The following is a 431-nucleotide window of genomic DNA, read 5'->3' on the forward strand; positions in this document are numbered from 1 at the left end:
AGATGTGTATAAGAGACAGCATCAGCTTGCCCTTGTCGTTCCACACCAGTTCCTCGGTGGTCAGCCAGCCTGCGCCTTGAATGTAGCCGCCTTCGACCTGGCCGATATCGATGGCCGGGTTCAGCGAGGTGCCGACGTCGTGCAGAATGTCGGTGCGCAACATTTTGTACTCGCCTGTCAGCGTGTCGACGATGACCTCGACGCATGCCGCACCAAACGCGTAGTAATAGAACGGTCGGCCACGCGCCTGGCTGCGGTCATAGAAAATCTTCGGCGTCTTGTAATAGCCGGTGCTGGACAACGAAACCTGGCCCATCCATGCCAACTGCGCCAGCTCGGCGAGGGGCAGGAAAATATCGCCGATCCGCACATGGCCGTTGCGAAACTCGACTTCTGTTTCTGCCACCTGATAGTGCCGGGCTGCGAACTCC

Annotated in this window: 1 protein-coding gene; it reads right to left on the reverse strand. The window is 58.5% G+C overall.

Going from position 1 to position 431, the window contains the following annotated elements:
* The coding region (locus tag ALO43_RS18715; RefSeq protein ID WP_157062338.1) for a molybdopterin cofactor-binding domain-containing protein at positions 1-431 on the reverse strand (431 nt) is incomplete at both ends.

Origin of the sequence: Pseudomonas tremae, from assembly GCF_001401155.1 — a bacterium.
In the GTDB taxonomy this organism is placed as follows: domain Bacteria; phylum Pseudomonadota; class Gammaproteobacteria; order Pseudomonadales; family Pseudomonadaceae; genus Aquipseudomonas; species Aquipseudomonas tremae.